At 42.6% G+C, this 25,439-nt stretch carries 15 protein-coding genes; 3 read left to right on the top strand and 12 right to left on the bottom strand.

From position 1 onward, the window contains the following. Window positions 1–43 precede the first annotated feature (43 nt). From AK823_RS04880 to AK823_RS04860, 5 genes are all read right to left on the bottom strand, one after another. Complete coding sequence (locus AK823_RS04880; protein ID WP_068326800.1) at window positions 44–1,468, bottom strand: aldehyde dehydrogenase family protein; 1,425 nt, start codon at window positions 1,466–1,468, stop codon at window positions 44–46. 163 nt (window positions 1,469–1,631) lie between these two features. Then, window positions 1,632–3,971 carry a primary-amine oxidase gene (tynA, locus tag AK823_RS04875; RefSeq protein WP_082785639.1) on the bottom strand — a complete coding sequence of 780 codons (2,340 nt, stop codon included), beginning with the start codon at window positions 3,969–3,971 and terminating at the stop codon, window positions 1,632–1,634. Window positions 3,972–4,420: 449 nt separating this feature from the next. Next, window positions 4,421–5,185, bottom strand: a complete 765-nt coding sequence (locus AK823_RS04870; protein WP_228138917.1) for an SDR family oxidoreductase — start codon at window positions 5,183–5,185, stop codon at window positions 4,421–4,423. Window positions 5,186–5,353: 168 nt separating this feature from the next. Next, window positions 5,354–6,136 (bottom strand): SDR family NAD(P)-dependent oxidoreductase, encoded by a 783-nt coding sequence (locus AK823_RS04865; RefSeq protein ID WP_068326796.1) that lies wholly within the window; start codon window positions 6,134–6,136, stop codon window positions 5,354–5,356. Between the two features lie 75 nt (window positions 6,137–6,211). After that, complete coding sequence (locus tag AK823_RS04860) at window positions 6,212–8,032, bottom strand: acyl-CoA dehydrogenase (protein ID WP_068326792.1); 1,821 nt, start codon at window positions 8,030–8,032, stop codon at window positions 6,212–6,214. A 164-nt stretch (window positions 8,033–8,196) separates the two neighbouring features. Here AK823_RS04860 and AK823_RS04855 point away from each other — a divergent pair, with 164 nt between their 5' ends. Continuing rightward, complete coding sequence (locus AK823_RS04855; protein WP_068326790.1) at window positions 8,197–9,243, top strand: helix-turn-helix domain-containing protein; 1,047 nt, start codon at window positions 8,197–8,199, stop codon at window positions 9,241–9,243. Window positions 9,244–9,493: 250 nt separating this feature from the next. On the opposite strand, the gene AK823_RS04850 is transcribed toward AK823_RS04855, so the two are convergent. The 4 genes from AK823_RS04850 to speB all read right to left on the bottom strand — a co-directional run bounded on the left by AK823_RS04850 (window position 9,494) and on the right by speB (window position 15,526). After that, entirely contained in the window at window positions 9,494–10,900 is a 1,407-nt protein-coding gene (locus tag AK823_RS04850) for a YjiH family protein (RefSeq protein WP_068326787.1), read from the bottom strand. Continuing rightward, window positions 10,890–12,659 (bottom strand): D-lactate dehydrogenase, encoded by a 1,770-nt coding sequence (gene dld, locus AK823_RS04845; RefSeq protein WP_068326784.1) that lies wholly within the window; start codon window positions 12,657–12,659, stop codon window positions 10,890–10,892. The genes AK823_RS04850 and dld overlap by 11 nt, the downstream gene beginning before the upstream one ends. 50 nt (window positions 12,660–12,709) lie before the next feature. Next, window positions 12,710–14,443, bottom strand: coding sequence for a 5-guanidino-2-oxopentanoate decarboxylase (locus tag AK823_RS04840; protein WP_068326781.1), 1,734 nt, complete (start codon window positions 14,441–14,443; stop codon window positions 12,710–12,712). Between the two features lie 114 nt (window positions 14,444–14,557). Next, the gene (gene speB, locus AK823_RS04835) at window positions 14,558–15,526 is read right to left on the bottom strand and encodes an agmatinase (RefSeq protein WP_068035022.1); all 969 of its coding nucleotides are present in this window, start codon (window positions 15,524–15,526) and stop codon (window positions 14,558–14,560) included. Between the two features lie 329 nt (window positions 15,527–15,855). On the opposite strand from speB, the gene AK823_RS04830 reads away from it, so the two are divergent. Beyond that, on the top strand, window positions 15,856–16,770 hold the full coding sequence (locus AK823_RS04830) for a LysR family transcriptional regulator (RefSeq protein WP_068326778.1): 915 nt from the start codon (window positions 15,856–15,858) through the stop codon (window positions 16,768–16,770). Window positions 16,771–16,907: 137 nt separating this feature from the next. Here AK823_RS04830 and AK823_RS04825 read toward each other — a convergent pair whose 3' ends face one another. The 3 genes from AK823_RS04825 to AK823_RS04815 all read right to left on the bottom strand — a co-directional run bounded on the left by AK823_RS04825 (window position 16,908) and on the right by AK823_RS04815 (window position 20,523). Next, the gene (locus tag AK823_RS04825; protein ID WP_068035018.1) at window positions 16,908–17,246 is read right to left on the bottom strand and encodes a RidA family protein; all 339 of its coding nucleotides are present in this window, start codon (window positions 17,244–17,246) and stop codon (window positions 16,908–16,910) included. A 64-nt stretch (window positions 17,247–17,310) separates the two neighbouring features. After that, window positions 17,311–18,558, bottom strand: coding sequence for an FAD-dependent oxidoreductase (locus tag AK823_RS04820; protein ID WP_068326775.1), 1,248 nt, complete (start codon window positions 18,556–18,558; stop codon window positions 17,311–17,313). A 207-nt stretch (window positions 18,559–18,765) separates the two neighbouring features. Beyond that, window positions 18,766–20,523 (bottom strand): contractile injection system protein, VgrG/Pvc8 family, encoded by a 1,758-nt coding sequence (locus tag AK823_RS04815; RefSeq protein ID WP_228138916.1) that lies wholly within the window; start codon window positions 20,521–20,523, stop codon window positions 18,766–18,768. A 222-nt stretch (window positions 20,524–20,745) separates the two neighbouring features. Between AK823_RS04815 and AK823_RS04810 the strand changes: the two genes are divergently transcribed. Further along, entirely contained in the window at window positions 20,746–25,410 is a 4,665-nt protein-coding gene (locus tag AK823_RS04810; protein WP_068326768.1) for an AAA domain-containing protein, read from the top strand. Window positions 25,411–25,439: the final 29 nt, after the last annotated feature.

Genomic DNA, 25,439 nt, shown 5'->3' with positions numbered 1-25,439 from the left:
TCACAGACTCTTTAATAAATCTTTCTATAAATAACAGCAGGTATTAAGACTTAAAAATTTGTACGGTTTGAATAAAGGTGAATTCTTTTAGGCCCGCTTCTCCAAACTCCACCCCAAACCCTGAATCTTTCACACCGCCAAATGGGGCATCAGGCTGAACCATAGCATGGTTATTTATCCAGACCGTACCGCACTCTAAACGAGAAGCAATACTTTGCGCCTCTTTAATATCTTGCGACCAGACCGAACCACCTAGTCCAACTTGCAAACGATTTGCGCTAGCAATTGCTTCTTCCACATCGCTAAATTTAATAATAGGTAAAATAGGCCCAAACTGCTCTTCATCGACTAACCTTGCGCCATCGTTAATGTTGCTCACAAGCGTAATAGGGTAAAAATAACCACTCTCATCAGTGACTTCGCCACCGCATAAGAAATTCGCACCCCGATCTTTCGCATCTTCGGCAAGTGCTTTGACGATATCTAGCTGTTTTTGATTCTGTAGTGGTCCAAAGTCTGTATCTTCATCGAAGCCATTGCCGGTTTTCATGCTTTTGGCCATGTTAGTTAGTGCTTCACAAAGCTCGTCATGCACCGACTCATGGACATAAAGCCGTTTTAACGCAGCACAAGTTTGTCCATTATTAATAAAAGAGGTTGCAAATATCTTTGGCGCACAAGCTGCAATATCGGCATCCGCTAAGACAATACCAGCATCATTACCACCAAGCTCTAACGTTAAGCGGGTTAGATTGTCAGCTGCACTTTTCATAATGGCTTTGCCAGTGGGCGTTGAGCCTGTAAATACGATTTTTTGAATATCTTTGTGTGAGGTCATCGCCGCACCAATATCACCTTCACCAGTTACTACATTCAAGACACCATCTGGCAAAATAGCTTTGGCGATTTCACCAAAACGCAATACGGTCAATGGAGTCATCTCGGAGGGTTTCATGACGACCGTATTACCTGTCAAGAGAGCAGGAATAATGTGCCAAATACCTATCAATAATGGGTAATTCCACGGAGTAATCGAACCTACAACCCCAAGCGGCTTGCGATGCAGTTCTATACGCGCTATATCATTATCCTGAATGGTTTCTGATTCTAAATCCATGCTGGCTGTAGCACGTATCCAAGCCAATGTACCGCCCAACTCAAAGCCTGCGCCTAGATCAGCAAAGCCTTTAGTAGGCTTACCTTGCTCTTTGGTCAGTAGCGTCATCAGCTCCTCACCATGGTCTTCGACGGCATCAGCAAGCTGCATTAACTGGTCTCGGCGCTGCTCATAAGTCAATGCCGACCAAGCAGGGAACGCTGCTTTAGCAGCAGCTACTGCATCATTCAACTGCTCGACACTCGCTTTTGGACAGCGAGCAATGATAGATTTGTCAGCTGGATTGATAACATCAAAATAGTCAGCAGTGCCAACGCTATTACCGTTGATAATTAAATTAAATTCTCTCATTTTCTTAACTCTTATTATTAGGATTATTACCTATAGGATTAAATGAAAATACTGAAACCGAGCCATAAAATCAAATGAGCTAGAGCGTCAGTCTGATCAGCAATAATTGATATTAGTGCGACAATATAACTGCCACATTAATAATCTCATATTTTACAGATGCTTATTTGCTCTCGCTTTCACTCTGATTCATGTTTAACGAAGGTGTCTCGTCAAAGAAATTCCATGGCTTCAATAGGACATTTACCCATTCTGTCGGCATGATAGGCCATTCCTCAGCTCGTGCAATATGGGTTGTACCTGTCGTTAGCCACACTACCAAATCTTTATTGTGGATGTTTTCATTGTTTTTCATAAACTGCCCTAAGCCTGTATCTTTGTTAGAGCGATTAGGGTATTTGCCTTCTGGATATAACTCATTTGCATCATAATTGGTCACCCAAATCTGCTTATCCATAAAATTAAGACGATTGTATATCCACTCATCATCTGCAAAGTTGGCTCCTTTTGCAATAGGATGAGTGCCGCCTGCAAACGGAATCATTTGATAAGATACCGGATTTCCCATACGGTTCTCTTTGCTAGCATTACTGATTAGACGCACAGAAGCGGGATCAAAATTTTCTTTGGCTGCCATCTCTGTCACCACTGTAGTTTCGCGAGTCTCCATGGTACTGGTACGCGGGCCGCCTCGTGTATTGTCAGCTACAACTGGATCTATGCGTTTAATATGATTAGTTTCGCCATCGACATCCATATCCAAGCGGAAATTATAGATATGCTGATGAGTTGTGCCGACGATATTATGATCAATCAACGTACCAAAGCGAGTGTCTTCTTTAGCCGTCGGATCATGCATGGTTTTTGCAAGGACACCTTTGACGGCCTCGATACCAGTGGCTCCAGCGTCAATACCAATCGTTCCGTTTGGCTGAAATACCCAGTCAAAAATATAATCATAGTTGCCTATCGTACTGATCCAGCGTACTACCAGCTCACGGCGCTCAGTACTGACGTTCTTTTGTCCCATTTCTTGATGCTTAAACTCAGGGCCTGCATAACGCTCAAATACTGCGATAGCATTCGGAATGGTATAAGGTTTGCCTTGATAATCTGGAAGAACAGCGTCAAGGAGTACAGCATTTTCTGGTGCGTCGATATTTTTTTCTAGCGGAGAGGTTAAAGTTCCCATGCCGTATTCACCAGCATCTAAATAAGACTTAAAGTACCAACCCATATCAGGATCACCATAAGGAACAACCATACCACCTAAATTGCCTTGATACATGATTTTGCGATCAACGCCTTTATCGTTAAAGGTAACGGTACTGAGTTGCAAGCCAGTACGACTATCTAAACCAATATGGAACTTCCAATTGTTCCACTCAACGTCTCGGCCAGTGATGGTATAATTCTTTCCTTCTGGTTCAATAATATTCAACGGCTTGCTATTGACGACTTTTTTATCACGACCATCAATCGGGCGCGGAGTCATCGGTACCGGAATAACACTGCCCTCTTCAATTTTAATAATTTTTTGCTTATCTAGATCAACAACTGCTACCAAATTTTCGATGGGATGTGCCCAATAATTGCCATCGCCTACGTCTAGATAAGAGACGATCTTAAGGACTCGTAGCTGCTGATCTAAATTGTCCTGATCACCAAAATAGCCAACCGTTAGAGGTGTGCCGACAACCTTAGTCACATCATCGATACCATGCTTTTTTAACGCTACTTTATATTCTGGGCTGTTTTGAATGATGTCCTGTATGGCAAAAAAATCATCTACCAGCACCATACCAAAGGTATTTTCTATCGCATTCCAACTGGTCAAGGAATTTTTATTTAAATTTGCCTCGCCTTCAATGACCGTATTGCCTTTCAAAATACTAAAAGTTGCTACACGATCACCTTTATAAGGCTTGTTTTCAGTGACATTACGCCATACTGCATCTTTATCAGGTTGTTTTAAGCGTATATCAGAAAACCGTAAATTAGTCTCGGTAGGTTTGGCTTTCTTAATAATAGCCAACGTTTGCTCAATCTCCTTACTACTTAAAACATTGAGTGGATGCGGGCTTTGCTCTATCTTAAAAGTCTGATCTAAACCTGATTGCAAAATCTCATTTGCTAACGAATCAGGCACTAAAGCTTGACCATCTTTCATGACTAGGGGACTCGTAATTGCAAGAGACTTCCCATTAACCATGGCTGTTTTGCTATTGGGTTTGATTTGTACCCGTGTGGAATTCTTGGTAATGGTATACATATTAGCGTAGCTATCGTATTTGACATCTGCCCCTGCTGTGGTCATCGCTTCTTCTATCGGAACCATATTTACTTTGCCGCCATGAGCAAATGTCTGCGCGCTATATACAAGCGTTAGACTAGCCACTAAGGCGGTAAGAGTTGACTTCAGTATCCTACTAGTAGTGGACTTTTGGTTAATTTTATTATTGGATTTTTGCTTATTATAAATAGTGATATGAGAATGTATCATAGACGATTTCCTTATCGTATTGAGGCGTAGAGATAGCGTATGCTAACTATGTGATGAATTCCATTTCGTGCTTGGTTGTGACAGATAGATAGTAAAAAACGTAGTACATACTCTATAGACGATTCAATTTAAAAGAGGATCAAGGAAACCGAGTGCAGATGTATATGTAATACTTCAAGCAAGGTTAACGCTGTAGTTCTTTTATAAAAGATTGACTATATATCACTTTTGATACAACCATCATTTACTATCACAATAGTTATATTACACGACAACGACCCTTCTATTTTTTTATTTTTATTAAATATACTTCAAAGTGAATTTATTTTTTAGTGTAGATAATATGAGCTTATAGCAGAAAGCAAATACAAAAAAACCGCATGATATTAGCATCACACGGTTTCTCTACTTTAATTACTGCCTGTATTTTTAAAAACAATCATTCATTACTAAGCAAGCATACCGCCATCGACAACGACCGTCGCGCCTGTCGTATAGCTTGACGCATCAGACACTAGGTACAATACCGTACCTGCCATCTCGTCAGGGTCAGCTACGCGCCCTAGTGGAATCGCATGTAGTGCCATCTTTAAAACTTTATCATTGGTGGTCAATGCTGAGGCAAACTTAGTATCGGTCAGACCCGGCAATAATGCATTGACACGAATGTTTAATGGGCCACATTCTTTGGCAAAGGCTTTGGTCATGCTAATAACTGCAGCTTTGGTGATTGAATAGATGCCTTGCTTGTCACCCGCGACCAAGCCATTAACCGACGCAGTATTTAAAATCACCCCGCCGCCCTGCTCGCGCATCATTTTTCCCGCCGCTGTCGACATAAAGAAATAACCGCGAATATTGACCTCTACGGTTTTATCAAAAGCTGCCAAATCTGTATCTAAGATATGCCCATAGTAAGGGTTTGCTGCGGCGTTATTCACTAAGATATCAATTTGACCAAATTCGCTTTTGATATGCTCAAAGATCGCATCAATCTGCTCCATCTCGCCCACATGACAGGCAAAGGCACTGGCTTTGTGACCATCAGCGACGATGCTATCGGCTACCGCTTGGCAAGCATCAATCTTACGGCTAGAGACAATCACATGTGCGCCTCTAGATGCCAATAGACGAGCGATAGACTCACCAATACCGCGGCTGGCACCAGTAACTAAAGCAATCTTACCGGTTAAATCAAATAAATCTTTCATCATTATTCCTTATATTTTAAATATATTATTTTTAAATTTTTATCATCTCTGCGAAACTCAATACCATCTCCAAAAATTTGAGCAGCAAGGAAGACGAGTGCAAATACTACAATTAGTAGACTAAGCGAGTTTGACACCGCTAATCATATTTTTGGGATTGGTATAAAACCATTAAGCTAACATGCCACCATCAATGGTAAAAGCATGGCCATTCATAAAGCTGCTTTCATCACTAGCCAGCCATGCAATCGCACCAGACACTTCATCGACGTCACCTAAACGGCGCATTGGGCTGGCTTTGATGGTTGCTTGTTGGGCACGCTCGTCCATGTTTGCCATGGTATTACGCACCATCGGCGTATCGATAAAGCTCGGACATACCGCGTTAAAACGAATATTAACGCGCGCATACTCGTGAGCAGCAGATTTAGTCAATCCCATTACCCCATGCTTAGCAGCGCTATAAGCTGATAATAGCGGCGCAGAACGCAGGCCTGCGATAGAGGCCACATTAATCACATGACCGCCACCATCGGGTGCCATACAAGTAACAGCGGCCCTCATACAATGCCAAACGCCTTTTAGGTTGACGGCGATATTACGATCGAAATCTTCATCGCTCAGCTCATGCATGGGTGCTGGATTGTGATCGATGCCGGCATTATTTATTACCACATCAAGACCACCAAGCGTCTCCATGGCAAAAGCAAATAGCGCACGTACATCATCACCGCTGGTGACATCGACCTTTTTAAAGACGATACTATTGCCAGCGTCTTGTGCTTGCTTAGCAACGGCTGCGCCCATCTCTTCTGCCAAATCGCCAATCACTACTTTGGCCCCGCGACTGGCTAGCAATAACGCACTTGCGGCTCCAATACCAGACGCCCCGCCAGTGATTAAAATGCGTTTACCAGTTACGTCTGATGCAACTCCATTTGTGTTTAACGTCATACTTTATTCCTTTAAAAGAGTTTTATTTTATATGGTGCAAGTTTTTTCAACACGATGCGACTAACTTCTCATTGGTTAGAACCATTCTGCTTGCATATCGGTACATACAGCATTGTCGTTATTTAACAGCTCGATATCACGATTGATTAAGGGCAATTCCCAATCGATAAAATATTTTGCTGCTTGCAGTTTACCGTGATAGAAGTTTTGTTTTTCCGTATCTTGTGAATTACTGTCCATGGTCTCACTTAATAATTGCTCAGCTTTGCTGGCTTGGCGAATCCAAATCCAACTGACCACGATAGAGGCAAAGATATTCATCAATGCTTGTGCATTACCAGTCAATGTGATGGCTTTTTCTGTTTGCAGAATTTTGCTTAAATGCACCAACACTTCATGCAGATGACCCATATAAGGCATCAATTTACCGGCAAGTTTGGCAGTCTCGGGCGTGCTGATGCTTTCTAAGTCTTTGGTAATTTCACGTTTTAGAACTTGAATACCAAGCCCTTTATTTTGCCATAACTTACGAAATGACAAATCTAACGCTTGCACGCCATTTGTGCCTTCATGAATGGGATTGAGACGGTTGTCACGCCAAAACTGCTCGGCTTGATATTCACGCGTATATCCTGCTCCGCCCAATACTTGAATACCCAAGTCATTGGCTTTCGGCCCATATTCAGACGGCCATGCTTTTAACACTGGCGTGAGTAAATCTAGCAACTCTGTCAGCTCATTTTTTAGCGTATCATCTTCACAAGTATTGATACGGTCGATTAGGTTTGAGCCATACAAGCACAGTGAAATACCGCCCTCGCTATAAGCTTTTTGCGCAAGGAGCATACGCTTGACATCACCATGCTGAATAATCGCCGTTGCCGCATCTTCAGGTTTATTCTTCGGTGCAATTCTGCCCTGAGTTCTATCTTTAGCATAATCGAGCGAATACTGATAACCGCGATAGCCAATCATTGCCGCGCCAAAGCCAACAGCGATGCGCGCCTCATTCATCATTTTAAACATATAACGCAGACCAAAATGCTCTTCACCGATAAGGTAGCCATAGCACTCGCCTGCATCACCGAAACTTAACGCCGTAGAAGTCGCGCCTCGATAACCGAGTTTATGGATTAGTCCGGTTAAATGAACGTCATTGCGCTCACCGACCGATGCATCTTCATTTAAGCGATACTTGGGTACAGCGAATAAAGAAATGCCTTTTACACCACCAGGACCGCCCGGCACTTTGGCCAATACCAAATGCACGATGTTATCAGACAGTTCGTGATCGCCTGCTGAGATATAAATTTTGCTACCTTTGACACGATAGCTGCCGTCGTCCTGCTTTACTGCCGTGGTTTTGATATCAGCAAGCGACGAACCTGCATGTGGCTCAGTTAATGCCATCGTTCCTGTAAACTCACCCGTTAGCATGCGCGGCATAAAGGCATTTTTAATCTCATCACTAGCGAAATGTGAGATAACATTAATCGCGGCAGTGGTTAAAAATGGATAAGCAGTGGTCGATGGATTGGCTGCCATAAAATAGCCTGCCACCGCCGTCATCACGGTTTCGGGTAATTGCATCCCGCCATCGTCAAAGCTATAACGACCCGCGATAAAGCCTGACTCACGAAACGCATCAAAGGCAACTTTTACATCGTCTATCATACTGACTTTTTTGCCGTCAAACTGCGGCTCGTTTTTATCTGCTAAATGGTTGTGTGGCAAGAACAACTGGGTCGCGATTTTATTGGCGGTGTCTAATACTGCATCGAAGGTTTCGCGGCTGTGCTCTGCAAATTTTGAATGCTCGGTTAGCGTTTCAGTGCCCAGTACATCATATAATTGGAACGGTAATTCAAAGTCGTTGATAAGCGTATCTGCTGCCATAGTAGTCTCGTTAACTCATTAAATTTGGTTATCAATTGATATTAATCTAATTTAACGTCTTGCCGTATTGTCATTTATGACATAATTATGGTCAAATAGGACATTTTATTAATCTATGGTTAAGGAATTTCAAATTACGCATACATTTAAAAGGAAGCTGAATTTTGCCCTACTCCAAACCTTTTAAAGTCATCATTGTTGGTTTCGATGGTGTGCTCGGCAGCGTGCTAGCTGGGGCGCTAGATTTGTTTTCGTTTACTGGGGTCAGTTGGCAACGTTTTTTGGACGAGGTGGTAGAGCCAAAGTTTAATGTGCAGATTGCAAGCCTAGGTGGTGCGGATATCAGATGTAGCAATCGCTTAATCATGCAAGCGCATTGCGATATTCAAGACGTAACTGAGTGCGACCTGCTATTGATTCCAACGATTGGTGATTCAATCGATAAAGTATTGAGTCAAAACAGTGAGTTAATTCCGCATTTGCAGCGACTGGCAAATACCAAAGCAGATATTGCCAGCAACTGTAGCGGGGCTTTCTTTTTAGCAAAGGCGGGCTTGCTCGATGGCAAAGTAGCGACAACCCATTGGGGCTATGCCAGTAAGTTTAAGGCAGATTTTCCACTGGTTGATTTGCAAGAGAACCAGTTTGTCACTCAATCAAAGATTCAATCAAAAAACCAGTCGGAAAGTGATTTAGCACACCAATCGGGCGATATATTTTGTGCAGCGGGCGGTAGCGCGTTTTATGACTTGGGATTATTATTGATAGAGCGATTTTGTGGGCGCGAGATTTCTACCCAAGTGGCGAAAACCCAGATTATTGATAGTAAACGGGGTAATCAAAATAGCTATACCAATGTGACTTTGCATAAGCCGCATTCAGACCAGCTGGTTAAGCAAGTACAAGAGTTTATCGAGGAAAACTTTAAGCAACCTATCCAAATCAGCCGTTTGGCTGCCATGGTCAATATCACTCCACGCACTTTAAATAGACGTTTTCAATCCTGCGTCGCGATGCGTCCGATTGAGTATATTCAAGCGGTTAGAATTGAACAAGCAAAGCGTCTATTAGAATCAGGAGATGTGACGATAAAATCGCTGGCCGAGCAAGTCGGCTACGAGGATATCTCGTCATTCACACGTTTGTTTAAGCGCGCCACCGAGCTGACACCGAAAGAATATCAAGATAAGTTTTCGCGGTTGGCGATTTAGTAATGTTTCTTAATAGTACTTTTGTATAGTCGATCTACTAGAAAATAAATACAGCGCTACTGGGGTAAATTTTGCGCAGCCTCTGTCTGCGTAGGCACAGCAAGCAAGAAAGATTTATCCCAGTAGCGCGTTATAGTGTTTGCACTTATTTTTTCAGGACCGATTATATGAGGGCTTAACAAAGAGCAGAAAACAAAAAGCCGACCTGACTTTAAATCAAATCGGCTTTATTGATGCTATAAGTAGACTGCTAATACAGCAAATGTGCTACTGACGTGATAACCACTAAGCTAATAAGTGTGCGAATGATGAATATCATAAACAGCTCTAAAACGTTGAGCTTAATATTTGACTTCAAAATTAGTGCACCAACTTCAGACATATAAATAATCTGGGTAATAGATGCAGCACCGACGATAAAGCGCGTCATCTCACTTTCAATACTCTTACCGACCAACGCTGGTAGATACATATCAGCAAAGCCCATGATCATCGCTGGTGCAGCTTCGGCAGCCTCTGGAATCTGTAACAATTCAAGGACTGGCACTAACGGTGCAGACAACCATTTAAACACAGGCGTGTACTCTGCTAAGCCAAGACCAATGGTACCGATAGCGAAAATAACCGGAATGAGTCCAAGATAAATATCAAATAAATTCTTGACGCTATGCTTAAACACGCTACCCAAGCTTGGCATAGAATGCGCGCGAGTCACAGCACGATTCAACGCCCACTGCGGCATACTATATTGAGCAGGAATTTCTTCATCTAACATACATTTGCCAGAATGGTAAGTATCAGGCTTCAATGACAACGGTGGTATACGCGGCATAATAATAGCAGCTATAAAACCCGTCAGAGCGATGGTCAGATAAAAGAAAACAAAATTGTTGTCTACGCCAATAGTCTTGGCAACGACGTAAGTAAAAGCAATTGAAGTTACCGAAAAGGTCGTAGCAATAATCGCCGCTTCACGCTGGCTATAATAACTTTTATCGTACTCTTGCATGGTGACTAGTAGGCCAATGGAAGCTGCACCAAACCAAGAGGACATGGCATCTACTGCCGAGCGTCCTGGGAGTTTAAATAGTTTGATAAATACTTTACTGGCTAACGTTCCCAAAAACTCCATCAAGCCAAAATCAGTCAAAAATGGTAAGGACAAGATGGCAAAGAAAAACAAAGGAATCAGAATTGGGATAAGATCTTCAAAAATAACACCGCCAGTATTACGGTTGATAATAAACTCAGGGCCAATCTGTAAAAAAATCATCCAAATGAACAAGGCGCCTAAAAAACGTGCAGCGAGCCAAAACCAATCGACATCGAATAGTTTTCTTAATAAAGAGTCTGCATGCAAGTCAGGTCGCAACACTTTTACTGCCAGTGCCCCGATAAAAGAGGTCGTAACTATCGCCAGTGTAATATAAGCGACGTAACCACCTAAAATAGCTTGCAAAGCATCGGTTAATACGCCAAGTAAAATGGTAACTTTACCATCCCATTGAAATGGAATGATAAATAGCGCAATACCAAGCGCTGAAAATAATAAAAATTTCCACAATGACGCGCGCCATTGCTCTCCTTGCGGCGTTTTTGGATCGACAGCATTATTGCCTAGAACAGGCTGCTGCGACTTATTTATATTAACCGTCATTTAATTCCTCCATGATGGGCGACAATCGCCAATTTTTCCATTTCGCTGTCTGACCAATTCCCGGATTTAGCGAATTAGTCGGGTCTAGTTTTTTATAAAACGAATGTAATTCAGACTTAGCGGTATAAACATGACCCACATTGTGTTCAGCGGGATATTCAATATGACGCTGGTCATAAAATGCCAACAATTCATCCTTGAACGTTTTTGAGTCAATAGTAGGATTTAGTAAGTAGTCTTGATGCATGACATAACAAAAAAAATGTCCCAAATAAAAGGTTTTGCTTACTTGTCTTTGCAAGTTAAGAGGTAGCGATTCATCCCAATCTACAGCGTTCCTTGGCAAGGCGATATCTGTAGATACTAGCTCGCCAAATTCACTATGATTTAGATTGTGATAACGAAACATAGCAGCCGTTGCCGCACTGCGAAATACTAATAATGCCTGTGCTTCTTCTTCTGTGCATGTATGTAGTACACCTTGATGCTGCTGCATATGAGACTGCAAAAATTCTTGAGCAGATGCGATATGACTGTCACTTGCACAAACATTCGCTACTTTTATAACTAAATGATAACGGTATGATACTGCTTGCTCGGCTAAAACTTTCGGTAATGATGCTGGCATAAAGGTAGATGCTATCTGTAGCACGCGATCTGGCAAAGTTTTTGGTAATCTCCATTTATCCAGATAATAACCAATCTTTGCTTGTAGTCGATACAACGCTCCTATCTTACTAGCAGGCAGCTTGCGCATACTCAAACAAGTATCACGGCCGTAGCGTAGCGTGATGTCATTGTAATCTTTATGCATATATTCTGCCAAAATAGGCAGATGTAATTCACTTTTAAGCCAATGCTGTCTCAGCGTGGTCAAGGTATCAGCATCATCGGTCGAGATATAAAACGCTTGCTCTTGCTTAGGTTTAGGATAAGTCGCTACTCTTACAGCAAATACAATTACTTTACCTGCTGAACCTGACGCTTCATATAATCCATTAGGATCATTATTGAATCTAGCTGGCGTCTTAGCCTCGCAATCGCGTACTTTGGTTTGATACTGATGGTTTGCGCATGCTTTATTAGGCCTAGCCAAATCTTTATCGAACGTGCCAGCTTGTAAATTATTAAGCATCTCTTCTGGATGCGTGCCTAAATCAACTCCTAAGTGATTGATTAACTCAAACTCACCTAAGGCATTGCGTCTGGCAAACAGTGCCATCTCAGTATAAGCAGGGCCACGCTGCACCAACATCCCACCAGAACTATTACAAATACCGCCGATGACCGAAGCACCAACACAGCTAGAGCCTAATACTGAATGTGGTTCACGCCCTAACGGTGCAAGATTAGACTCCAGTTGTTGCAGGGTCGCAGCTGGTAAGGCAATAACCTCCGTCGCATCATTGAGTAGATAAATACCACTGAGCGACTGCATCGAAATCACTACCACAGGCCGATCATACTCACCGTATGGCGTTGATCCTCCAGTCAGTCCGGTATTGGCAGCTTGAGCAATAATAATGACATCTGCCGCCGCGCAAAGGTTGATGACACGCCATAGTGCGATTAAAGAATCTGGTGTCACTACTGCTACTGTAGTAGAAGCAACAGACTTAATCGCTCCGTACACATAGGCTTGCTGCTGGCTGGGCTTGGTCAGTACATTAGTCGCCCCAATAACAGCCGTCAAATCAGCTAATAAGCCATCTAACAGCTCAGACAACTTACTAGACGAGCGATTAGAATTTAACACCATAGACGTTCTTCCTTGAGCGACCAGACTTTTGCATAACTAGCATCAGCTCATTAACTAAAGCAGGTGAAGGTCTTACCCATTTCAAAAAGAAAATCATCAGCCTCATCAATCTCATAAATGACAGGTTGTTTACCTTTGATGTCTTCTTGCAATGCGTCTAGCAGTTGCTGTTTGTCTGTAATTCTACGATAACCAGCACCAAACCCTGCTGCTAGCGGCTCAAAGTTAGGTGTCTTAATATTCACCCCAATCAATGGCAAACCGCCTTCTTCCATATAGCGGCGAATCTCACCGTAACCTTGGTTGTTCCATAGTAAGACAATCAATGGTAGCTCAAGCTCGGCCGCGCAGATAAGTTCTGCAATGGTAAACTGAATACCCCCATCACCGATTAGACTCACAACCGGCAGCTTCGAGCCAATCATTGCGCCAATTGCGGCAGGCAAACCATAACCTAAAGTGCCAAATCCAGTCGATGAGTTAAACCACTTACGGGTCGCCAGCGCCTCAAAGCCAAGATTGCCACTATAGACCGGTTGGGTCGAATCACCAACGAAGATGACGTCTTTTACTTCATCTCTAATTAGTTGAAGCAGTGCATTTTGTCCAGCAAAGTCTGGCGTCATAGCTTCTATTAACGCCTGCTTTGCCTCAGCTACTCGTGACGCTGCTTGATGATTAAGCTGATGACTTTCTAAACGCGTACAAAGACCGCTAATAGCCATTTGCGCATCAGATAATACGGCGATATCCGCTCTAAAAGGACGCTGCAACTGCTGGGCATCGCAGTCAATACGAATGAGTGTGCCGTTTATTTGGAACTCGCCATTAAAGAACACATCGTAATCGGTCTCACCAAGCTCAGTACCAATCGCCAATACCAAGTCCGCCTCGCTAATAACGGCGCGACCGGCGTCTAATGACTGATTGCTACCCAAACTCAAAGGATGACCAGGTGGCAATAAACCTTTGGCATTAATGGTCAAAAATGTCGGTGCATCGATAAGCTCTGCCAATTTTTGCGCCTCATGATCAACATCAACGCAGCCGCCACCGTACAATACAACTGGATTTTTTGCACTTTTTAACTGCTCAACAATCAAATCCAATTGTGCAGGATTAGGCAGCGGTCTCATGACTTGTGGTCGTGTTAAACCTTGAGAATCAGCTTGGCTTTTTGCAGAGCCATTTAAATAAGGTGTTAAATCAGATGGCTTAGCGACATGACTAGCATCTGCGGTAATCACATCGATAGGCAGCTGGATATGGACCGGTCCTGGACGCGCCCCATTAAATAACGCAAAAGCTTCAGCGATGACCTTAGGTAATGACTCAGGTTGCCAGATAGTTTTACTCATGAGCGCAACCTTGCTAACCATGCCTTGTTGGTCGTGCAATTCATGCAAGTGCCCTTCACCGCTACCCGTATCTTTAACTTTATTGACACTAGATATCACTAGCATCGGTATAGAATCTGCTAACGCTTGCGCCATAGCAGTCATGATGTTGGTCATACCAGGGCCGGTAATAATAAAGCACACCCCGACTTTACCAGAGGCACGGTAATAGCCGTCGGCCATAAAACCTGCACCTTGCTCGTGACGCGGTGTCACGTGGCGAATATTAGTATTAGGCAGACCACGATATAACTCTACCGTGTGTACACCTGGAATACCAAATACGGTCTCAACTCCATAATACTCTAGCCATTGCACCAGTAGCTCACCGCAGGTCAGAGGCGAAGTGATTGGCAATGAAGAAGGCGCTTGCGTTGATTGCGTCATGAGTAGATCATCCTAAAAAAGTTCAATAGCAGTTAAATAATTCGTTCAGCGGCATAGCAAAAATCCCCTTTATTCTCATAAAGGGTGATTTATTATCTATATCTTGAGTTGCGATTAGTAGACTGCTTTGACTTTGTCGTCATAACGTACGCCTGGCAAGATACATAACATTTCGAATAACAAGTTCGCTGCTAGCACAGAGGTGTTACCAAACGGGTCATATGGCGGTGACACTTCTACTAAATCCCCACCAACCACGTCAAGGCCACGCATACCACGAATAATCTCGATACCTTGAGTTGACGTCAAGCCCCCAATTTCAGCAGTGCCCGTACCAGGCGCAAATGCTGGATCAATACCATCAATATCGAAACTCAAATAAACAGGACCGTCACCTAACTTTTCACGCACCTCTGCCATCAATGGCGTCAGCGACTTATACCAGCATTCTTCAGCAGGCACAACACGAAAGCCTTGTTGGGTTGACCAGTCGAACTCTTCGGCACTATAGCCAGTACCGCGCAAGCCAATCTGTACCACACGGTTGCCATCGATTAAGTTTTCCTCAACAGCACGGCGGAACGGTGTACCATGAGCAATTTTTTCGCCAAACATATCATCATTGATATCAGCATGAGCATCGATATGCACCATACCGACAGGGCCATGTTTTTTGGCAAGCGCACGTAAAATAGGCAGTGCAATCGTATGATCGCCGCCCAAGGTTAATGGAATAGCGCCATGATTCACCACTTTTTCTGTATAGAACTTTTCGATAATATCGACGCTTTTTAGCAAGTTAAAGGTATTGATAGGTACATCACCAATATCAGCGACTTGTAAAGATTCAAAAGGAGCAGCGCGAGTGGCAACATTATAAGGGCGAATCATGCGTGATTCATCACGAATTTGTCTAGGACCTAATCTTGCACCGCTGCGGTTTGATGCGCCAATGTCTAAAGGCACTCCAACAAAAGCCACATCCAGCCCTTCAGCATCAGCTTGAGTCGGCAGGCGCATCATAGAAGCAAAGCCGCCAAATCTTGGCATATCATTGCCACTTAGTGGTTGATTGAATTTCATAAATCACATCCTTGTTTCAGTTTGTTTAGAATAGGCAATTTTTTATATGCTTCGACAATACCTAAATATATCAGCGTAGACCATGGTAAAATTCAGAAGTAAACTTCTAAAATTTCGTAGTAAAGAAGATTTAACCGTTATTATTAGAAGTTTGGTGAATATAAAATTACTTTTAAAAACGATGATGAAATCTAAACATTTGATAAGAATACCATTTATTCGTTAATGTGCAGTGAGCATCAGTAATATGTAATAGGTGTTCTAAAACTACCTGACCTTTAAAATACTCCCATTCCTATACACTTAATTTTTATATAGCGTGAATATAAATGCTCGATGAACTTATAAAAATAGACATAAAAACCCTACGTAGCTTTATGGCTATCGTAGAGTGTCAGGGTGTGACGGCCGCTCAATCACGGTTAAACGTTACCCCCTCTGTTATTAGCGGTCACTTGGCACATCTAGAAGACAGACTGGAGATGAAACTCTGTCATCGTGGCCGTGCTGGATTTAAGCTTACAGAAGATGGTATTGCCGTCTACGAGGCGTGCTTGAGCTTTACTGAGGCAGTTGCCAGCTTCCAACATCAATTGCATTATATTCGTCAATTAGATTCTGTTCGTGGTGGCCATATTCGCTTATGTTTGATAGATCAGATGCCAACGATTTTTTATGACGCCTTACGCCAGTGTCTCGCTGCTAGCTATCGTGATAATCCATTGATACATTTCTCTATCGATGTGCAGAGCCCTGAGAGTATGCTCGACAAGCTTTTGAGTAATGAAAGTGATATTGGCGTGGGCTATTTTGGCAGTTTTCCGCCTTTATTAACTTTTAAACATGCCTTTATTGAAGAGCAAGTAGTCTGCTGTGGACGCGAGCATATATTATTTCATGAATCAGAGGGTCTGACTTTCAAGTCTTTAGAACAAAACTACCCATGGATTAAAAGAGGATATATTACCGAGCACAGTATTAACCATATTCGACCTAAGACGTTAAGTGCCACCACTTACCATATGGAAGCAACAGCGCAGCTGATTCTCGCAGGACATCACGTGGGTTACTTACCAAACGATTTGGCAAAGCGTTATGAGGGAATGGGACTGATGAAAATCTTATTACCTGAAGAAGCAAGTTATGAGGTGAGTCACCACTGGGCCTATCGAGAAAACCTACATAAACAAGTCGGTACTTTTTTGGAGCAGATGCTTAGGCTATTAACTGAGCAAACACATTAGTTTAGTGAGCTCGCTTTTTTTAAAACTACTTCGATAACCCTATTATTTTATAAAAAATTGGCATATAAAAGCCCATAGAAAAAGGAGACGATATTATTATCATCTCCTTTTTTTATACAAACTTCATAACCAGTCAATTATTCAGCTGCGATGGCTATCATCTCAACCAATAGCTCAGGACGTGCCAATGCGGACTCACCACAAGCACGAGCTGGTGGCTGTATGCCTTCAAACCATTTATCCCATACTTCATTCATCGCGGCAAAGTCTGACATATCTTTTATCCAGACCGTCACTGATAGTAACTTTGATTTATCACTGCCCACCTCTTCTAACAGTGTTTGTATTTTCTCTAAACAAGTCAGTGTTTGCGCTTTGATATCATCTTCCGCATTGCCCACTTGACCACATAAATAAACGGTCTGGTTATGGACAACAATTTTACTCATACGTTGATTGCTATGTAGCTTTTTCATCGTATTTCATCCTTAATTTATTAAAATATTTGAATCAGTGATGACTCAGTTAAGAAACAATAGCTTAGTTAGAAAAACGCTGGGCGCTAAACGGCTCAACATCAACCACGACAGGTTTGTTATGTATCAGCTCTTCAACGATACGCCCCGTCATAGGCCCTAGAGTGAAGCCTTGATGACTGTGACCAAATGCAAACCATAGTTTTTCATGTTTATGTGCAGGCCCAATGACCGGCTTCATATCAGGCATACAAGGACGTGATCCTGCCCACGCTTCACTCTCTACCGCATCTTCTAATGGTAGAATTTTTCTAGCAAATTTTAGTACTGTCTTCAACTGTCCAAAATTCTTTGGCGCATCCATCGTTGTCATCTCAGCACCAGTGGTAATACGGATACCTTGCTGCATTGGCCCCATGACAAAGCCTTTATCCATATCAAACATACTGTGATTGATATTATTTTTATCAGTCACTTTAAAGTGCTGATGATAGCCGCGCATTGGGAACAATGGCAAATTATAGCCAAGTGGTCTGATCAAATCATTAGACCAAGGTCCGGCAGCGATGACTAACTTATCACTATAATAAGTATCGTTATCCGTGATGACTTTCCAGCCTTCACCATCTTGGACGATTTCTTTTACATTGCTTTCTTTAATCGTACCCTGCATATCTTGGAAGTTTTTTGCATATGCTTTTACCAAGGCGCTTGGGTTTGATACTTGCCATGAATTCAACCAATGAATCGCACCGACAAAACCATCAAAATTAGCGCTAGGCTCCATCACTTTTAATTCTTCAACGTTCAATACGTTATGCTCAACCCCTTTCTCACGCGCAGCGATGGCTGAAGCAATGGCCTCTTTAAAGGTGTCTTCAGAACGATGTAGCTGTAACCAACCATCACGGGTGATAAGTTCATCAGCGCCAGACGCCGTAATCATGGTCTGATGCTCGCTGGTACAATGCGCAATCAGCGTCTGCCACTCTGCTTCGATCTGCTTAACAGTCGCGGGTGCAGAGTATTTCCAATACTGCAATAACGCTTGATGATAACGCAAAATTGCTGGTATACGATAGCGAATATCAGTCCCTTGGTTGGGTAATACTCTAATCATTTCAGTAATTTGGCGTGGGAAAGGATGCGTATGAATTGCTTCGCGCTGGATCAAGCCAGCATTACCATATGAGGTCTCTGACCCTGGTAGTTTTTTATCTAACAACAACACCTGCGAACCGTTATTTTGTAGATGCCACGCAATCGATGTGCCAACCATACCAGCACCAATAACAATAACCTCATAGCGCATAGAATATCCTTTCCTGATAGGTAGTAGAGTCTTGCTTAATAGGGGGTGATAATAACGCGAACCTGACAATTAATAAACCCATATCTGACGGATTTTTTCGTTATCAGATACTTTTGGTTATAGGCATCTAATAAGAGGTAAATTGGTAGGAATAATATGGTCATTAAAAGAACATTTAATACGGAATTAGACTTTCAAACTATGAAGTTAGTTAACTAATTGCGCCTTTCTTATTACTTCCTCGGTATCAGAGGTCAGTCCGTATTGAGCAATACCGGATAGCCAGCCTTGGTGACTATCGTCGTCATTAACTTGCGAGTGACCCATCCCGCCACCATGCCATCTTGGCGAGGATCCCCCTTGTAGGTTATGTCTGTTGGATAATCCAGCGTCACGGGTAGTGATGTCATTGTCGTCACTATCGCCCATGCCGATACCGTCATAGAGAGCGCGACTAATCACGGGGCTGTCGATATCACCATACCAGTGGTTTAAAAGGACGGATTGTCCAAGCCTTGGGGCAAACTGCCAGCCGTGAGTTGCACCTGAGGACAACTGCAGGCTACGCAGCGGTGGTGTCGTTCCATCATCATGCGGGCTGATACCTGCCCAGACCGGGGTGGTGATGGTTTGTTGTAGACCCTCATCTGTGACACTAGAGTCGTAACTTGGCGAGGATGAAGTACTGGTATCGCCTATACGAGCTTGGGTCAGACCGTTGTAGCTACTGCTGACAAAGGACTGCTGGCTTGGATAGGGACAGTAAGGAATAGCGGAGTCTAATAGCGTGGCGGTTACCCAGATGCCGGTGTCTCGAGCGATGTCGTAGCCGTGCTCGGGTATGGCGCTAAGTGCTGTTTGCGCTGTTTGCTTTGCGGTACGCGCTAGCCAGTCTTTTATCAGCACTTGGTTGTGGTAGGAGACGCTATCACTGTTAGGTTCGATACCGACGATGGTCATGCTGGTACAGTATGTAGATAAATGGCCGATAGAAGGTAGGTTGTTGATGCTAACCCTGCTACCGATGCTTAGGCCACGCATGGCACCTGTGGCGCTATAGTATTCTCTATTGCAACCATTGGCACGTACCCATTGCTCAGCTAAGCTGGTGGCAGACGCATCGCTATACACCCGAGACGGCGCTCCAAGTAGTACCGCAGTGTCATCAAACGCTAAGGGCGAGTCATCATCTGCCACGCCTTCATAGATACTATCAGTAGCGAGTCCATCTGCGCGTACCACCACTGTTCGAGTGCCTAATTGCTTGGCGCTCATTTGTAGCTCATCGACGCTGTCTGTACCGGACTGTACTGAGGACTTCTCGTAGCGATAGTCAAGTGGTGATAACTCATTCTCGTCTAGCGCACTGACTAAAGACCAATAGCCCAGCTCATCCACTGAGTCACCTGATACCCACAACGTAGAGACTCCAATATCAGCAAGTAAGTTGGTAATAAAGTCATAATCGCTGACATCAGATTGGGTGCGCATGGCAAGCTGAGTGGTTAGTTGCTCTGATGAGAGTAGCTGCTCTGAGAGCTGCCAGTCGAAGTCGTAATCGCTAAGGAGAATGGTGAGGATATCAAGGGTAGATTGATTGACAAAGCTGCGGGTATGGATGGACTGGGTCAATTGCCAGTTAGGGGTGACGATATCGAGGGTGTAAAAGTGCATGGCGCCGTCTGAGTGCTGATAACGAATTGCCTGAATGACGCCTGTCCGACAAGTAGGCATCCGATCTGCAGATAGCGTGGTTAAGCAGATAGGTGTGCTTATTAAAGATAAACATGCGTCGACATCTAAGAAATTATGACTGAACACTAGTATGTGACTAAAGGAGCTTTGATTGAGGCTACTTGTCCAGAAAAAGGCATTTGGATAAAGGGAAGTAGTTGCTAAAATGTCACTGCCAACACTGAGTTGGTGGAGACGACCAGTTTGTGAGGGCTTAAAATGGATTCTCATCATTGCGATATTAAGAACAAAACTGATAGATTACCAACAAAAGCTACTAAAATATCCTATGAAAAAAGTATAGGGTTTATTGAAATATTGTCAAGTATTAGTAACGATGGACACACTCATTAGGACATAAAATTTTGATTTTAATTTCTATGCTATAGTTTGGTCTTTGTGTTTTCAGTGAAGTAATCGCTAATATTTTTGATGATTTGGAAGATTTAATAAATGAGTATTTACGCACAAAGACTGGCCTCTCAAACTGAATTCATTAAACAGTGTGCTTTGATGAAAAAAACGCCTACTCAAGATTTTGCTAAACACAGTGATTTCACTTGTACTGAAGAACAAACGATAGGCTTGCCAGGTATCAGTCTGAACCTCACCGACGATACCTCCGAGGACGTTTGGCTTCATTTAGAGCGATTGCGTGAAAACTCAGCACCTAAACCCAACAGCTCACTATTAGCACATTGGTTAACATTTCCAATCAAATTTAGCGATCAGCCTTTATTGAAAGAAAAAATCAATGTACAAAATTTAATAGATGATGGTGTTATCGCTTATGAAGAAGTATTCACCCCGTTTGAAGTCGAGGATAGCCATCAGGATAAGACATTAGAAGTAGAAGAAAAGTTATCAGAAAAAGAAGTTTATCTAAAAGATTTTCCTGAAAGAGAATCTTTAAAAAATGAATTTAACGATTATCTCAAAAATATTTGGAAGCCTTGGCTAGTGCAAGAGAAGCTTGTACGCCAAAGTATTGCTTTATATGCAAAGTTATTTAAGCTCAATCAAATGCTACAAGGCAACCTAGCTGATGAATCGCTTGAGCTGGTTTGGGGTGTCGGTGTTGCTGTAAGAAAAAATACTGATAATGGACAGAATAGCGAGCAAATCAAGTATCCATTACTAACACAATCTGTAGAAATTGTCTTAGATCAAAAGACAATGGCTCTACTTATAAAGCCTAATCCCTCTCCTTCTACGCTTGAGACTGAACCTTTCTCCATGGATGAAAATCAAGGTTTGGCCAATCTATTAAAAGATAGTAAACAATTTTATGAATCAGAGGATGTTTTACTAAATCCGTTTTTGCCAAGTAGCTATGAGCCTATTTTAAAATCAGCAGTGACCTTGCTTGATGCTTCCGGCGTTTATTGGCCTGACCATACCATTGCAGATGAGCGAAAAATACCTAAGGCGCAAAATTACCTTATCGTCACTGATACATGGGTCATTATGGCGCGTCCTAGAAGCAATAATATATTTTTGCAAGATTTAGATAAATTCGCCATTCAGCTTGAAAATAGCGATGACCTTCCTTTACCAAGTGCGCTTATAGCAATGTTGACCGAACCTGCTACAGAAAATAAAGAAATCATACTACCTGCTTATCGTGGTTTATCTATGGTCAGCGGCAGTGAAAATTATACAGGCACGCCAGCTGAGCTATATTTTCCTAAAGCATTCAATGACGAACAAGTACAAATCGTACAGCAACTAAATGTCCACGATGGCGTTGTCGTTCAAGGTCCTCCTGGTACAGGAAAAACTCATACCATTGCCAACGTTATTTGTCATTACTTAGCGCTGGGTAAACGCGTGTTAGTCACGTCGATGAAAGATCCTGCATTAAAGGTGCTGCAAGAAAAACTGCCTGAATCCATTCGCCCGCTAGCGGTTAGTCTACTGACCAGTGAAAATGAGGGTTTAAAACAGTTCGAATATACGATTAAAAAAATATCAAGTGAAGTTGCGAGTATCAATCGAGATGCCTACAAAAAAGAAATCGTCATGCTTGATAATCAAATCGATACCATTCATGCGCAAATGGCTCATACTGACAATAAGATTACGGCTTGGGCGCGCTTAAATCTTGATGATATCGTTATGGATAGCGAAACCATCAAGCCCATAGATGCAGCGACTGAGGTTGCTCAAAACAGGCAGCTTATCGAAAGCTTTTCAGATACATTAGGCATAGAAGAGACGTTTAGGCCTCGATTTACTCATGCCGATATGACTGAACTAAGAAAAATGAGAATAAAGCTCGGAAGCGATTTAGATTATCTTGATAAAGAAATACCTGCTGTTGCAGACTTCCCTTCTATCAATACCGTAAAACAACTGCACAAAGATTTGAGTTATCTCAATGAGTCGCAAGCAGCTGAAAAGCAAGGAGCGCTACCAAGCTTAGTAAACGAAAACGATAGCACTATCAGCATGGCTCACGATGCTGCTTCTAATACCTCTCGTTTAATTGATCTTCTTCAAAAGATTGCAGTGGCTGGGCAGGATTGGACGACTCATATTCAGCAGCACTTAGCTGATGAGACTAAGCAAGACATCATCGCTCATCTAACTGTACTCAACGATGAGATTAAGTCGCTTTTTAATGAGAGAACCATTTATTTAACCAAACCTATCACGATGGCTGATGGTTTTGATAAAAATCCAGAGCTTGTTGACGCGGTCAAAAACTTATCCGAAGGCAAGAAACCATTTGGTATCGCTGGGACTTTTGGTAAGTCTGCTGAGAAGAAAATCCTTGAAGCTATCACGATTGTCTCTTCGCAACCCTCAACTGTAGAAGACTGGCAATATATATCTAGCTATATAGACTTTAGAAAAAAATCTCAGGCGCTCATTATTCGTTGGAATTCATTATCGAATGACCTACCCCTACCAATATTCGATGTAGCACCTGATAACTTGTCTAATTTAAATTCAGCCGTTCATTTATATAGAGACATTGTCGATAGCAACAACCTACAACACATTATTAAACAAGCGTTACATGCTATTTTCTTGGACTGGGATATTATTTCTACCGCACCTTATAATAAGGATGTTTTAGTTAAAATTGAAGGTATTCTTAAACAACATTTGAAGAGACATGGTTTAGCAGAAAGTCTCACGCTAAAAGAAAATTCACTTAATAAGCTTGCTGACTGTAATGGCGTCATTAGTGAACAAATAACGCTCTTTTTAAATCAGAAAATCGGTAATTTGTCGTTGTCAGATGAGGCCTTAAGTACGGAGTGGGAAGAGCTACTCAATGAGCTACAGCGAGTAAATAATCTTGCAACAGACTTACAGACGGTCACTGCCGTTACTCAGCTTATCGACGACAGTGGCGCACTACTCTGGGCAAATCAATTACGCCATGAGCCTTGTCTTAATTCTCAAGATACGTTGTCATTTGATACACTGTCATCTGATGACTTGCTGCCTGATAACTGGCAGCAGATTTGGCGTCTTAGCCGATTGATGGGCTTTATAGACAGTATAGATGGTCGCAAAGAGTTGGTTGATCTCACCAAAACTCGTAGCCACTTAGAGTCAGATTTGGCAAGACTCTATCAAGAAGCAATCACCAAAAGAGCATGGCTAAAAGTCGCTGAGAATGCGACGCCAAACGTTAGGGCGTCTTTAGAGAAATACCGCTCTGCCATTATGCGTATTGGTAAAGGGACAGGCAAAGGCGCACATTATTATCGCCGAGAAGCGCGCGAAGCCTCTGCGGGAGCAAGTGCGGCTATCCCTTGTTGGATTATGCCGCATTATCGTATTTCTGAATCCTTGCCAGCAGAGTTTGGTAGTTTTGACTTGGTTATCATCGACGAAGCGTCCCAATCTGATTTAACAGCGTTACCAGCCATCATGAGAGCGAAGAAAGTTCTAATCGTTGGTGACGATAAGCAAGTGTCACCAGAAGGCGTTGGTCTCGATATCGAAAAAATTCGTAATTTGATGGCACAGTATCTCAGCAATCAAGTGCCTGTTTACCGCTCACAGATGTCACCTGATCGTTCAATATATGATTTATTCAAAGTCGTTTTTGCCGATAGCAGCGTCATGTTAAAAGAGCACTTTCGTAGTGTTGCGCCTATTATTGAGTTCTCAAAACGTGAATTTTATAATCATGAGCTGATACCGTTACGTAAAGCCAAACCTTCAGAGCGCTTAGATCCACCACTGATTGATGTATACGTTACCGACGGCTATCGCATTGAAGGCTCTAATATCAACCCTTCAGAAGTCAGGTTTATTGTCGATGAAATCAAAACCATCGTTTCTGACCCAGCTTACAAAGGTAAAACCATCGGCGTCGTCTCATTATTAGGCAATAAGCAAGCGCATAGTATTATGGAGATACTCAATAAAGAATTGGATGAGACTCTCATGACCACTTTTGATATTGCCTGCGGTGATGCGAGAACCTTTCAGGGTAAAGAGCGCGATATCATGTTTTTGTCGTTGGTAGTGGCACCCGGAGCTGCCCATGCACAAACGAGAGACACTTTTGCCCAGCGGATGAATGTCGCTGCTTCAAGAGCACGCGATAGAATGTATTTGGTACGCAGTATTGAGTTGGATGAGCTTAGCCAAGCTGATCATTATCGAGCAGAACTCATCAAATACTTTCAAGCACCATTTATGCAACATGAAGAAGAAGTCGTTGATTTGCGCGATAAGTGTGAGTCGCCTTTTGAAACAGAAGTCTTTGATCTTCTCACCGAGAGAGGCTACCGAGTTATTCCGCAGGTTAAAGCTGGCGCCTACCGAATCGATATGGTTGTCGAAGGTGAAGAGGACAATAGCCTCGCCATCGAATGTGATGGTGATAGATATCATGGGCCTGATAAATGGGATAGTGATATGCAGCGTCAGCGTATTCTTGAACGTGCTGGCTGGAAATTCTGGCGCTGCTTTGCTTCCACTTTTGTAACCCGTAAAGATGAAGTCATACAAGACTTACTAGCAGAATTGAAGCGTTTAGAGATTTATCCAATCGCTACTGATTCTTTATATAGTAGCTCATATGTTGAATCTAGAGTCGTCACTACTGTTAAAGAACCAACCATTGATATCGAAGCTGATGCTTAGGCATATAATGCTCAGTTCAAATACTAAAA

This window comes from Psychrobacter sp. P2G3 (assembly GCF_001593285.1).
Taxonomy (GTDB): Bacteria; Pseudomonadota; Gammaproteobacteria; order Pseudomonadales; family Moraxellaceae; genus Psychrobacter.
Note: the sequence above shows the minus strand (reverse complement) of the source record. Positions and strands in the feature narration are given on the sequence as shown.

What these genes read in the sequence shown, in the direction of transcription:
- AK823_RS04880 (WP_068326800.1), bottom strand. Translation starts at nt 1,468, where the DNA reads ATGAGAGAATTTAATTTAATTATCAACGGTAATAGCGTTGGCACTGCT.
- AK823_RS04860 (WP_068326792.1), bottom strand. Translation starts at nt 8,032, where the DNA reads ATGGCAGCAGATACGCTTATCAACGACTTTGAATTACCGTTCCAATTA.
- AK823_RS04825 (WP_068035018.1), bottom strand. Translation starts at nt 17,246, where the DNA reads ATGAAAAAGCTACATAGCAATCAACGTATGAGTAAAATTGTTGTCCAT.
- AK823_RS04865 (WP_068326796.1), bottom strand. Translation starts at nt 6,136, where the DNA reads ATGACGTTAAACACAAATGGAGTTGCATCAGACGTAACTGGTAAACGC.
- AK823_RS04840 (WP_068326781.1), bottom strand. Translation starts at nt 14,443, where the DNA reads ATGACGCAATCAACGCAAGCGCCTTCTTCATTGCCAATCACTTCGCCT.
- AK823_RS04830 (WP_068326778.1), top strand. Translation starts at nt 15,856, where the DNA reads ATGCTCGATGAACTTATAAAAATAGACATAAAAACCCTACGTAGCTTT.
- AK823_RS04810 (WP_068326768.1), top strand. Translation starts at nt 20,746, where the DNA reads ATGAGTATTTACGCACAAAGACTGGCCTCTCAAACTGAATTCATTAAA.
- AK823_RS04850 (WP_068326787.1), bottom strand. Translation starts at nt 10,900, where the DNA reads ATGACGGTTAATATAAATAAGTCGCAGCAGCCTGTTCTAGGCAATAAT.
- AK823_RS04870 (WP_228138917.1), bottom strand. Translation starts at nt 5,185, where the DNA reads ATGATGAAAGATTTATTTGATTTAACCGGTAAGATTGCTTTAGTTACT.
- tynA (WP_082785639.1), bottom strand. Translation starts at nt 3,971, where the DNA reads ATGATACATTCTCATATCACTATTTATAATAAGCAAAAATCCAATAAT.
- dld (WP_068326784.1), bottom strand. Translation starts at nt 12,659, where the DNA reads ATGGTGTTAAATTCTAATCGCTCGTCTAGTAAGTTGTCTGAGCTGTTA.
- AK823_RS04815 (WP_228138916.1), bottom strand. Translation starts at nt 20,523, where the DNA reads ATGAGAATCCATTTTAAGCCCTCACAAACTGGTCGTCTCCACCAACTC.
- speB (WP_068035022.1), bottom strand. Translation starts at nt 15,526, where the DNA reads ATGAAATTCAATCAACCACTAAGTGGCAATGATATGCCAAGATTTGGC.
- AK823_RS04820 (WP_068326775.1), bottom strand. Translation starts at nt 18,558, where the DNA reads ATGCGCTATGAGGTTATTGTTATTGGTGCTGGTATGGTTGGCACATCG.